This is a genomic window from Mucilaginibacter sp. R-33, assembly GCF_049949235.1.
Taxonomy (GTDB): Bacteria; Bacteroidota; Bacteroidia; order Sphingobacteriales; family Sphingobacteriaceae; genus Mucilaginibacter.
Genome location: NZ_CP188089.1, coordinates 6309743 through 6321822 on the forward strand (window position 1 = coordinate 6309743; position 12080 = coordinate 6321822).

11 protein-coding genes are annotated in these 12080 nt (G+C 43.3%); 9 read left to right on the top strand and 2 right to left on the bottom strand.

Going from position 1 to position 12080, the window contains the following annotated elements; translation table 11 throughout:
• Positions 1–62 precede the first annotated feature (62 nt).
• Positions 63–1817, bottom strand: coding sequence for a lysophospholipid acyltransferase family protein (locus ACP26M_RS26315; RefSeq protein ID WP_188834383.1), 1755 nt, complete (start codon positions 1815–1817; stop codon positions 63–65).
• Between the two features lie 77 nt (positions 1818–1894).
• Between ACP26M_RS26315 and ACP26M_RS26320 the strand changes: the two genes are divergently transcribed.
• From ACP26M_RS26320 to pyrH, 9 genes are all read left to right on the top strand, one after another.
• On the top strand, positions 1895–2764 hold the full coding sequence (locus tag ACP26M_RS26320; protein ID WP_188834382.1) for a helix-hairpin-helix domain-containing protein: 870 nt from the start codon (positions 1895–1897) through the stop codon (positions 2762–2764).
• Positions 2761–3288, top strand: a complete 528-nt coding sequence (locus ACP26M_RS26325) for an adenine phosphoribosyltransferase (RefSeq protein WP_188834381.1) — start codon at positions 2761–2763, stop codon at positions 3286–3288. The genes ACP26M_RS26320 and ACP26M_RS26325 overlap by 4 nt, the downstream gene beginning before the upstream one ends.
• Before the next feature lie 275 nt (positions 3289–3563).
• Positions 3564–4022 carry a hypothetical protein gene (locus ACP26M_RS26330; RefSeq protein ID WP_426584689.1) on the top strand — a complete coding sequence of 153 codons (459 nt, stop codon included), beginning with the start codon at positions 3564–3566 and terminating at the stop codon, positions 4020–4022.
• A gap of 189 nt (positions 4023–4211) precedes the next feature.
• Positions 4212–4649: a 50S ribosomal protein L13 gene (gene rplM / locus ACP26M_RS26335; RefSeq protein WP_090529488.1), complete on the top strand. Its 438-nt coding sequence runs from the start codon at positions 4212–4214 to the stop codon at positions 4647–4649.
• 25 nt (positions 4650–4674) lie between these two features.
• Positions 4675–5061 carry a 30S ribosomal protein S9 gene (gene rpsI, locus ACP26M_RS26340; RefSeq protein WP_110587286.1) on the top strand — a complete coding sequence of 129 codons (387 nt, stop codon included), beginning with the start codon at positions 4675–4677 and terminating at the stop codon, positions 5059–5061.
• An 18-nt stretch (positions 5062–5079) separates the two neighbouring features.
• Positions 5080–5922: a 30S ribosomal protein S2 gene (gene rpsB, locus ACP26M_RS26345; protein WP_090529482.1), complete on the top strand. Its 843-nt coding sequence runs from the start codon at positions 5080–5082 to the stop codon at positions 5920–5922.
• Between the two features lie 166 nt (positions 5923–6088).
• Positions 6089–6940 carry a translation elongation factor Ts gene (gene tsf / locus ACP26M_RS26350; RefSeq protein ID WP_426584693.1) on the top strand — a complete coding sequence of 284 codons (852 nt, stop codon included), beginning with the start codon at positions 6089–6091 and terminating at the stop codon, positions 6938–6940.
• 183 nt (positions 6941–7123) lie between these two features.
• On the top strand, positions 7124–8248 hold the full coding sequence (gene nagA / locus ACP26M_RS26355) for an N-acetylglucosamine-6-phosphate deacetylase (protein WP_426584695.1): 1125 nt from the start codon (positions 7124–7126) through the stop codon (positions 8246–8248).
• 125 nt (positions 8249–8373) lie between these two features.
• A complete protein-coding gene (gene pyrH, locus ACP26M_RS26360) occupies positions 8374–9078 on the top strand; it encodes a UMP kinase (protein ID WP_426584697.1) in 705 nt (234 codons plus the stop codon).
• A gap of 229 nt (positions 9079–9307) precedes the next feature.
• Here pyrH and ACP26M_RS26365 read toward each other — a convergent pair whose 3' ends face one another.
• Positions 9308–11776, bottom strand: coding sequence for a M1 family aminopeptidase (locus ACP26M_RS26365; RefSeq protein ID WP_426584699.1), 2469 nt, complete (start codon positions 11774–11776; stop codon positions 9308–9310).
• Positions 11777–12080 lie beyond the last annotated feature (304 nt).

Consider the following 12080-nt stretch of genomic DNA (forward strand, 5'->3'; position numbering starts at 1 on the left):
TGAAAAGGAAACGCCCTGTCGATAGCCGACAGGGCGTTTCCTTTTTCAGTGTTTTTTGAATATTATAAATTTTTCCCCAGCTTATCCAGTATATCCTGCGGTACTTTTTCAAGATCGAGTACCAGGAAACCGTCAAGGCAGTCGGCAAATTTAGGGTCGATGTTGAAGCTGATGATCTTAGCGTTAAGGGCAATGTATTGACGGAGCAGTACAGGTACTTTCATATTGCGGGTTTCTACTTCCGATATCAGGTTGTCGAGACCTTTAAAGCTGTCTTCACCGGCCATAAGCAGGTCGGTATCAATTTTGGCAAAATCAACCTTGAATTTTTTGCGTGGTTTAACATACTGCGCCATTTCATGGTCAAAGTGGTTGCGGTTAATATAATCGACAATAAGCGATTTGGAAAACTTAGAAAAGGAGTTACTGATACTTACCGGGCCTATCAGGTAGCGGTACCTGGGGTTATCTATCAGGAATTTAAGGATGCCTTTCCAAAGTAAAAACAGCGGAAGCGGTTTAGTCTGGTATTCTTTGCGGATCCATGAGCGGCCCAGTTCAAGGCTGCGGCGTAACACTGGTATAAACTGGGTTTTAAGTTTAAACAGCTCATTTACGTAAAAGCCCTTTTTGCCTACGCTGTAAAATATCTCGTCGCCCAAACCAATGCGGTAAGCGCCTACAATCCGTTTGGCTTCAAAATCCCAGATGAACAGGTGATGATAATAAATATCATATTCATCAAGGTCGATAGCTTTGTTTGTACCTTCACCAACCTCGCGGAAAGTGATCTCGCGTAGCCTGCCTATTTCCCGTATCACATTAGGGATGGTTGACGTCGGAACGATGAACACCTCGTAGTTCTTCTCAGTCCAAACTTTATAGGTTTCGCGCAGCGGTTCAATTTCTTTCTCAAGAATGGCGCTATCTATTTCAGGAGAAACCTCTTCGGCTTCGCGTTTAATTTTAAACAGGTTTCGCGGGTTGAAGATCTTTTTTTCCTCTTCCAAACCTGTGCCTAAAGCATAGGTACGGGCGCGTAAAAAGTTGAGCAGTTTGGCACTGTTGGTATAGTCGGGGATATCGGTCACATTAATGGGTTTCCCAATGCGCAGCTTAATAGTATGCCCATGTTTGTTAAATAACTCTGACGGTAATTTTGCCGTACGCAGGGTAGGGTGCAGCAAGCTAAGAAAGTTAAATAACAGGCCATTATTGCCGTGGAAATAAATAGGCACCACCGGGACTTTGGCTTTGGCAATGATCTTACCTACAACCGGGTGCCACATACGGTCGGTCACCTGTTTTTGTTCTACCTTAAAGGTTGATACCTCGCCGGCCGGGAAAATACCTATCGGGGTGCCTTGGTTTAACAGCTCAAGGGTGTTTTTTAGGCCGCTTATGCTTGATGAATGTTCAACATTTTCAAAAGGGTTTACCGCTATAAAATAGTCGGCAAGGTTGGGGATTTTTTTAAGCAGGAAGTTGGCCATCAGCTTTGAATCGGGGCGGGCCATGCACAGGATTTTTAATAACACCATACCCTCAATACCTCCGTAAGGGTGATTGGCAATAGCTATAAAGGCTCCGTCTTTAGGTATGTTGCGGAGCTCACGCTCATCAAACTCAACATCAATACCACAACCTTCTAATATGGCATCAACAAAGTCGGGGCCTTGCTTGGGCTGTGCCTGGGCAAACAGGTCATTAACCTGGTTTATTTTCATTAGCTCCATCAATAAAGCGGCCAGGCCCGGCATTTTCAACTTATCCAGTTTGGTGGCTTTGGCAAACTCTTCGGTGGTTATAACTTTCATTGTTTTTTATAGCAGTATGTTTTAACAAATAAATATCCTAAATTTTTATTTAATTTAACGCCTGGAACATATCATAAATGAGGCCGCAAATTAAAAACTACCTGTCTGTCACAAAAAAAGAGTGGAACGGAATGGTAGTGTTGATTATTTTAATTGCAATAGTTTTGCTGGCCCCCTATATGTTTCAGGCAAACCACAAAGATAATATAATAAATTTTAAGGCTTTTAATAAAGCGATAACCGATTCCGATAAAACGGGCGATCTCCCGGCAAAGGATGAAGTTTTTGCGGGTAATCGCAATGTCCGTTCTGCTACACTCTTTCAATTTAATCCCAATAACTTACCCCTTGCAGGTTGGGTAAAACTTGGTCTTACTGAGCACCAGGCACAGGTAATTAAGCATTATGAAGAAAAGGGCGGGAGGTTTTTAACTAAAGGCGATGTAAAAAAAATGTACAGCATCAGCCCGGCGGCGTACAAACGCCTTGAGCCGTATATTAACCTGCCCGATGGCCCTGCTTATCACACAAATAAAGCCAAACCAGGCGAAGTGATAGAGATCAACACGGCTGATTCAGCGAGGCTTACCATGATCAGGGGAATAGGCCCCGCATTTGCCCGGCGTATTGTCCATTACCGGGAGCGGATAGGCGGGTTTTACAATAAAGAACAGTTGAAGGAGGTTTATGGCATTGATAAGGAAAAGTACGGCCAGATTGAAACCGGTATTGCGGTTGATGGCAAACATATCATTAAGGTGAACATCAATACGGCTACCTTTAATGAACTTAAGCGCTTCCCCTATCTCAGCTACAAACAAATGGATGCTATTGTAGCTTATCGCGATGAGCACGGTAACTATAGTGCCCTGAACGACCTGAAAAATATTGCAATACTTAATGACGGAATTTTGCGTAAAATTGGACCTTATTTAGTTTTCAAATGATAGCCCAGCAAATTAAAGCAGCCATAAGGGATATTCCCGATTTTCCGAAACCGGGAATTGTTTTTAAAGATATCACGCCCATACTGAAAGACCCCGGATTATGCGAAAGCATCATCGATGCTTTTGTTGAACAATTGCAGGGAACTCGTATTGACGCGGTAGCCGGTATCGAAAGCAGGGGCTTCTTGTTTGGGCTCACACTGGCAACCAAATTAGGGGTGCCGTTTGTACCAGTGCGTAAAGCGGGTAAGCTGCCTTTCACTATAAAACAAAAAGCTTATAAGCTGGAGTACGGCACCGCCACCATCGAGCTGCATACCGATGCTTTTGAACCCGGTCAACATATATTACTTCATGACGATTTGCTGGCTACAGGTGGTACAGTAACTGCGGCCAGCGAGCTTATCAGGGAAATGGGCGGTATAGTTGCCGGTTTTTCCTTTGTAGTCGGGCTTGGTTTTTTGAATGGTAAAGAAAGAATTACGCCTATTTGTGATAAGCTGATAGTGCTGGCGGATTATTAAGCCCTTAACAAATGGAGTATTCATTTTGTTGATTTTTTTGTCGGAGGGCATGGACAACGATTGTCCTGCTTACAGTTTGGTTGGTAATTGCGGGCCTGTGCATGGGCTGCGTTAGGGATGGAAGTGTAAAGCCAGCAGCGTGCAAAGGACTTTGCAATGGGGAACGCGAGGACTTGTAACGGATAGGCCGGCCCGCCAGGCGGCGGGAACACCATATTCTTGTGATATTAAGGTTACTTTTCGCAGCGCCTGGTATTAAATAAAAAGCAGGAATAATGACGCGGTTAAATTTGATCGCAAAGACATCACTATTAGCTATTTTAACTGGTGGATTGTTTTTAAGCGCCTGTGCTCCCTGGCCACAAAAAGCAGTGTTAAATACTTCGGAAATGACCGAAGCGGATGACAATATTGTTGATTCTCTCATGGGGCCGTCGGTATTATCAATCTATTTAAATAAAACTTTACAGAGCATAAAGGGCGATACGGTGTCCTACGCGGATGTTTACGTTTGCAAGTCATTTAAACGCGACTCTGTTTTAGGTGATACTGTTATTATTCTTGATACGCAGTTAAGAACGCGAATTTCAGGAGAGCCCTATATATACTGGACTGGACTCCGGAAAGGGAAAAGATTGAAAGCATGTAAGATAGCTGTGCCCGAGAATCAATTAGGCAAGCTCAAAAAGTATCCATATAAATATGCTCAGGTAACGTTGATTACAGATGATTGAGGGGTAAAAGCGTCTTCTATTTTTCTTATTGATTCATAAGCCTATCCGAAAAAGGCCTAAACAACAAATGCTTTTGATGTGTAGTAAAATTTCCTCAAAAACTATTTGCTAATAAAGTAATTAACCCTATCTTTGCAGTCCCGAAAATACGGGGTATAATAAACGTTTAAACAATTTAATTTAAAGCAAGTGAATACGTTAAGTTACAAAACTGTCTCAGCCAACAAAAAAACCGTTAACAAACAATGGGTTGTTGTTGACGCCGAAGGCGAGATTTTGGGGCGCTTGTCTACGAAGATCGCAATGATCATCCGTGGTAAAACCAAGCCTGATTTCACCCCAAACGTAGACTGTGGTGATAATGTGATCGTTATCAACGCAGACAAGGTAAAACTGACCGGCAACAAACTAAGCGACAAAGTTTATGTTCGTTACACTGGATATCCAGGTGGTCAGCGTTTTATTTCTCCTAAGGAGTTATTGGCGAAACATCCAACCCGCATCATTGAAAAAGCGGTACGTGGTATGTTACCTAAAAATCGTTTGGGTAAAGCATTATTCGGCAATTTGCATGTATATGCAGGTGCTGAGCATCCTCATGCAGCGCAAAACCCAACAGCCATTTAATTTTTAATTTTTAAGGAGAAAAAAAATGCCAACAACTAACACTTCAGGCAGAAGAAAAACAGCCGTTGCCCGCATCTACCTTACAGAAGGAAATGGTGCGATCATCGTTAACGGTAAAGATTACAAAGAGTATTTCCCTACTTTGCCATTGCAATACATCGTTACTCAGAGCACTGAGGTTTCTGGTAGCACCGGAAAATTTGATGTTAAAGCTAATGTTGCAGGTGGTGGTGTAAAGGGACAGGCAGAAGCTGTTCGTTTAGCTATCGCTAAAGCTATTGTTGAACTTGATGCTGAAAAGAAACCGGCATTACGTGCTAAAGGCTTAATGACCCGCGATGACCGTATGGTTGAGCGTAAAAAACCAGGTCGCAGGAAAGCACGTAAGAGATTCCAATTCAGTAAACGTTAATCACAGGAGGACAACAAAATGGCAAGAACAACTTATCAGGATTTACTGGACGCTGGTGTACACTTTGGTCACCTTACCCGCAAATGGGATCCGAAAATGTCACAGTACATTTTCATGGAGCGTAACGGTATCCACATTATCGATTTAAATAAAACCTTAACTAAGGTTGAAGAAGCTGCTGCAGCTATAAAACAAATTGTAAAATCAGGCCGTAAGGTATTATTCGTAGCTACAAAGAAACAAGCGAAAGATATCGTTGCTGATTATGCAAAAAGCGTAAACATGCCATACATCACCGAGCGTTGGTTAGGTGGTATGTTAACTAACTTTGCAACCGTACGTAAGTCGATCAAAAAGATGTCAAACATCGATAAATTGACTAAAGACGGTACTTACAGCAACCTTTCTAAAAAAGAGCGGCTGATGATTCAGCGTGAGCGTATCAAATTAGAAACCCTTTTAGGTGGTATCTCTGATCTGAACCGTTTACCGGCTGCATTATTCCTGATCGACGTTAAGAAAGAGCACATCGCGGTTTCAGAAGCATTAAAGTTGAACATCCCTACATTTGCTATGGTTGATACCAACTCTGATCCTTCAAACATCGACTTCCCGATCCCTGCGAATGACGACGCTACTAAATCAATCTCTTTGATCACCAGCATCATCATCAAAGCTATCGAAGAAGGTTTAGATGAGCGCAAACGCGAGAAAGAAGACGAAGCTGAAAAAGAAGCAGTAGCTGCAAAAGCTAAAGCTGATGCTCCTGAAGTTAACGAAGGCGGTAAAAGAACCCGTAAAGTTGCTGAAGTAGCTGCTGAAGGCGAAGCTGAAGCTCCGGCTGCTGAAACAGAAGAATAATCTTCCTTGTTAACCCTTTGAGGGAACAACAAAAAATATATTAATTCTCTCACCTCAGCAAGGGGTGGGAGATTTTTAATATTAAAAATAGTTGCAGGTTACAGTAGCATAATACCATAGCGGTAACTTGTAACCCGATATAAAAAATCTTAAAACTCAAAAAAACATGTCTACAGTACAAATTTCTGCAGCCGACGTAAACAAACTGCGCCAGCAAACCGGTGCCGGTATGATGGATTGCAAAAAAGCATTAACCGAAACTAACGGTGATTTTGAAGCAGCGATCGATTTTTTAAGGAAAAAAGGTGCTAAAGTTGCAGCAAGCCGTCAGGACAGGGAATCAAACGAAGGTGTTGTTATTGCACGTACTTCTGAAGATTTTAAAACCGGTGTTATCATCGAGCTTAACTGCGAAACTGACTTCGTAGCTAAAAACGCTGAGTTCATCGCTTTTGCAAATGAAATTGCTAACAAAGCTGTTGAGGCTAAACCAGCTTCAATTGAAGAGCTTTACGCACTTGAAATTGACGTTGAAACTGTTCGCGTTAAAATTGGTGATGCTATCATCGAAAAAACCGGCAAAATCGGCGAAAAAATCGGCGTATCTAAATATGAAGTTGTTAACGGCGAAAAAGTTGTTGCTTACATCCACGGTAACTTCCGTTTAGGTGTATTGGTAGCTTTAAGCGCTGATGGTGCAGGTGCAGAAGATGCAGGTAAAGACGTAGCTATGCAAATTGCTGCTATGAACCCTATCGCTTTGGATAAAGATGGCGTTGATGCTTCAGTAATTGAGCGTGAGCTTGAAATTGCTAAAGAGCAGATCCGTGCAGAAGGTAAACCAGAAGCAATGGTTGAAAAAATTGCTGCCGGTAAACTGAATAAATTCTACAAAGACTCAACCCTGTTAAACCAGGAGTTTGTGAAAGATTCATCTAAGAGCATTTCACAATTCCTTGACTCGGTTGAAAAAGGCCTTACAGTAACCGCATTTAAGCGGGTAGCTTTAGGAGCTTAATCATATTATCCCCCGATAAAAATCGGGGGATTTTTTTTGCCCTGTTGATTCGCCCTCAAAATCATGTCATTGCGAGGAGGGACGACGAAGCAATCGCACACTATACAGGGTGGTCATGCACAGTTCGCGATCGCCACGCTACGCTCGCAATGACATAATGGTTGAATACGTAATTATTAAATCATGCCTCTCCTCGCCCTGCACAACCTTAAACTCATCTCTGCCGGTACTATCGCCGAAGGCAAAGCCGTTTTAATTTCAAGCGGTACTATCACCGATATTATTGACGAAAGCGCTATCCCAACGGATGCTGAAAAGAAAGACCTCAACGGGGCTTATCTTGCCCCTGGGTTTATCGACTTACAGATCTACGGCAGCGGCGGCAAGCTTTTTGCCGGTACACCCACTGTTGAAGCATTGGAACAGTTAGAGAATGACTTGCTGAATCAGGGAACCATCGGCGTGTTTGCCACCATCGGCACCAATACCAATGATATTGTGGAAACGGGCATTGAAGCTGCTAAGATCTATCGCCAAAAAAGCAGGGGTGCATTCTGGGGATTGCACCTGGAAGGGCCGTATTTAAATCCTGCCAAAAAAGGCGCACACCCCGAAAAATTTATTAAAAAGGCTACGTTGGCTGAAGTTAAAGGCTGGCTTGAAAAGGCTGACGGCGTTATCAAAATGATCACCATTGCCCCCGAACTGCAGGATCAGGAAGTGATTGATTATTTATATGAGCAGGGTGTCATCATATCATCAGGCCATAGCAACGCTACCTATGCCGAAGGCAAATCATTTTTAAAGAAACCCGTACAGGCAGTTACGCATTTGTTTAATGCCATGCCATCTATGCACCACCGCGAGCCCGGCTATATCCCTGCAATTTTTGAGGAGAGGCCATATACCAGTATTGTAGCCGACGGTATTCACGTTGATTTTGCTATGATCCGCCTGGCTAAACGCGAATTGGGCGACAAGCTTTTCCTGATCACCGATGCGGTTACCTCAACTAAAGAGGGTGCTTACCAGCACGAGCTCAGGGGCGACAGGTATACCATGCCAGATGGCACTTTATCAGGCTCATGCCTCACCATGCTTAAAGCGGTAGAAAATTGCGTTAAAATGGTTGGTATCGACATGGCCGAGGCTGTGAATATGGCATCATTATATCCCGCCGAGCTGGTATCGCAAACAAAAAAGGGTAAAATAGAGAAGGGCTTTGATGCTGATCTCGTTATTTTTAATGCTGATTTTGAAGTGCTTGGGACTATACTAAAGGGTGATTTTTTAACAAAGACAACATAAAATTTTAACACTGAAATTTATTCGCTATTTTTGGCGAACTACTCCCATATGAACAGAGCTTTATCAATTCTTGATATAAACAAAAGCAGGTTTCATCTATTTCTATTATTAGCAAATCACACCAAATGAAATACAAAAGAATATTACTGAAACTTTCGGGCGAATCACTGATGGGCACAAGGCAATATGGTATTGATAACAACCAGGTTTTGCAGTACGCTCATGACATTAAAAACGTTTATGATGCCGGTATCGAGATTGCGGTAGTTGTTGGAGGCGGTAATATTTTCAGGGGATTAAGTGCTGAAAAATCGGGTATGGAACGTGCGCAGGCCGATTATATGGGGATGCTTGCGACGGTGATTAACTGTATGGCGCTGCAAAATGCTTTAGAAAGCATTGGTGTGGAAACCCGTCTGCAATCGGCCATTAAAATGGAACAGATCTGTGAGCCTTACATCCGTCGCCGTGCGATGCACCACCTGGAGATGGGCAAGATCGTGATCTTCGGCGCAGGTACAGGTAACCCTTACTTTACTACTGATACTGCCGCTTCATTGCGCGCCATTGAAATTAAAGCTGATGTGGTATTGAAAGGTACCCGCGTTGACGGGATATATACTGCCGACCCGGAAAAAGACCCAAGTGCAACCCGTTACGACGAGATCACCTTCCAGGAAGTGTATGACAAAGGCCTGAATGTAATGGATATGACCGCCATAACCCTTTGCCAGGAAAATAAGCTGCCTATTATTGTATTTGATATGAACAAAGAAGGCAACTTTATGAAAATTGCCAAAGGCGAGGCTATAGGCACGCTGGTAAAGTAAGCTCTAAGAAGCTAAAAGCCGAATGCTCAAAGCTTAAAGCTGCCAGAAAATGAAGAGACCGCCCATAAAAGGCGGTCTCTTCGTGTTTAAGGGAGTTGTTAAAAACAAAAAACATGGACGTCGTCATTGCGAGGCACGAAGCAATCCCCAATTAGCAGATCCGCCCTGTACAGTTTGGGATTGCTTCGTGCCTCGCAATGACGATTTTATAAGTTATTTAAACTCTTGTTTATTTAGCGTCATTAATAGCTTTGATTGCGTCATCGGCTGCTTTTGCCGAGGCATCATCCTTCATTGAGGTACGTGAGGTTTTGATGCCTTCCAGCTGTGTAATTACAAAAGGAGCAGCCCCGTAAACCTTAAATTTAATGCCTGCATTTTTAAGCTCTTCAATTCCTTGCTGTGCATATTCGGGCTTGTTAACTTTAGCGGTCATATCAGCAAAATTTTTCAGAGCGTTAAATTTTTCCTGGATGCCTGACTCAACAAAGGCATGGTAAACAAATGGCCATTCGACATCATTACCGTTAGTGGTGTATAAAGTCATTATTGCGGCAGTCAGCGCGCCTTTGTTATCTTTTTCAAGGCCTTTGGCTAAGCTTAATGCTTTGGCCGGGTCAAGTTGTGCTATGGCGTTTAAAGCAGCACCCTGCACAGCATATGATTCGCTTGACATTGATTGGGTAAATAAGGTCATATTACCGCTTGCCTTTAATTTACCCAAAGCAGTAATTGCAGCTGCCTTTACAAGGGTATTATTATCGGTTTGCGCTAACGAGATCAATATCGGCTGGGCAGCATTGCGCACATCATCTTTAGTAAGATTTAACGCCCTGATGGTTTTTACACGCAAGCCGTAATATTTATCTTTTAAAGCAGCAATAAGGATCTTTTGTGCTTGCGGACGGGTTTGGTCGGCCGCCGCAGCATCTATTGCCTCAAAGCGGTCGAGATAATTAGGCGCGTTAAAATACTGGAATGAAAACTCATCGATAGTTTTATTGTCGGTCTTCTTGGTTAACAGGATCTTATCAGCATCAACGTTCACCAAATCTGGTTTGCCGGCTAACTGATAGCTGATAGAATCTACCTTGTCATTCATCCATTCTTTATGGCGCACTTTTTTGCCACCCTGGTAAATATCAATAGCCATTGGCAGTTTAAAGGTTTGGCCATCCTGGGTTTGTTTCAGGTAAACAGTTTCGGTTTTGGTTGCTTCATCCCATTTATAGCTGATATTCAATATCGGGTGACCGGCACCATAATACCATTGGTTAAAATACCAGTTAAGGTCCTGGCCGCTGGCCTCTTCAAATGCTAAACGTAACTGTTGTGCTTCGCCGTTTTTGAAGGCGTTAGTTTTAAGGTAGATATTAAGGCCTTTATAAAATGCGGCATCGCCCAAATAATTGCGGAGCATGTTCAGGATGCGACCGCCTTTTTGGTAGGTTACTGCGTCAAAAACGTCCTCTTTATCAGCATAGTAAAAACGCACCAGGTTTTTGGTGCTGGCCCCCTGCGAACGGAGATAGCTTTGCATATCTGCATAGTTATGGGCATCGGCTTCATCCTTGCCGTATTTGTGCTCGGCCCAAATGGTTTCGCTGAAGTTGGCAAACGATTCGTTTACGGTAAGGTTGCTCCAGCTTTCGGCGGTAACATAATCGCCAAACCATTGGTGAAACAATTCGTGCACGATAGTACTGCGGCCGTTATTGTAGTTAGCGTCTACCAGCTCACGGGGGGTAGCCTGTACATATTCGCCGTGAAGGGTAGCCGAAGTATTTTCCATGGCGCCGCTCACGTAATCACGAACTACGATTTGGGAGTATTTAACCCATGGAAAATCAACACCCAGGGTTTTTGAATAAAAGTCGATAGCTTCCGGGGTAAAGCCGAAGATCTCTTTGGCGTAAGGGGCGTATTTAGGCTCCAGGTAATAGCTTACCTCTTTATCTTTCCATTTGTCTTTATAGATCTTGAAATCGCCAACGGCCATCATAAATAAATATGGCGAGTGCGGAAGCTCCTGTTTCCAGGTATCGGTACGGGTGCCGTCGGCGTTTGTTTTTTGAGCCGTTAGTTTACCGTTTGACAACGTTACGTACTTTGCCGGTACGGTCATCGTGATCTCCTCGGTAGTTTTTTGGCTTGGCTTATCAATGGTAGGGAACCAGGCCGATGAGCTTTCGGTTTCACCCTGTGTCCAGATCTGGGTTGGCTTATCTTTTTCGGTACCGTCGGGGTTGATGAAGTATAACCCTTTTGCGTCATTGATAGCTGCACTGCCTTTAGCTTTCAGCTCATTGGGCTTGGCGGTATAATCAATGTAAATGGTATAACTTTCGTTATTGCGGTAAACCTTGTCCAGTTTAATGGCTACCGAAAGGCTGTCCTGGTATGTAAATTTCAACGGAACGTTTTTCCCATTTTTTACTACCGAGATGTTTTTAAGGTCCATGCCTTTGGCATCAAGCCTTAAGCTATCGGTTGGGTAAAAATGAGGCTTTAAAGTAACCCATTCTTTGCCATACAGGTAACGTTTTTTGTAATCAAAACGAACATCCAGTTTGGTGTGGATAAGGTCGTTAACTTTGGTTGGTACAGCCCGGTATATTTTCAGGGCCGGGTTTTCGGGTGGAGGGGTTTGCTGCCCGTAAGCAGTTGCCATAGCTGTGGTAAGCACACACGATAGCATGAGTTTTGTAATTAATTTGCGATCAGTCATATGTAGTACAAAAAGTTTGCTTTTTACAAGCTGTTAAGGATAGTTAATTTTCAAATATACACCCTGCCAGCCAAAATGTTTTATGCGTAAATCACCTATGACGCATGGGACGGGATTATGTTACGGGAGCGACTGATTTTTGAGAGACTGTAAGGACGGAAGGCAAAAGTAAGCCCGGCCCCGGCCGCCGCACAATACTTGCGCCAGCCGAGGCGGACAGATACGTCTACAGTTGCTTTAAACCGGAAGCACAGGGGGTTGACAGGGTTAACAT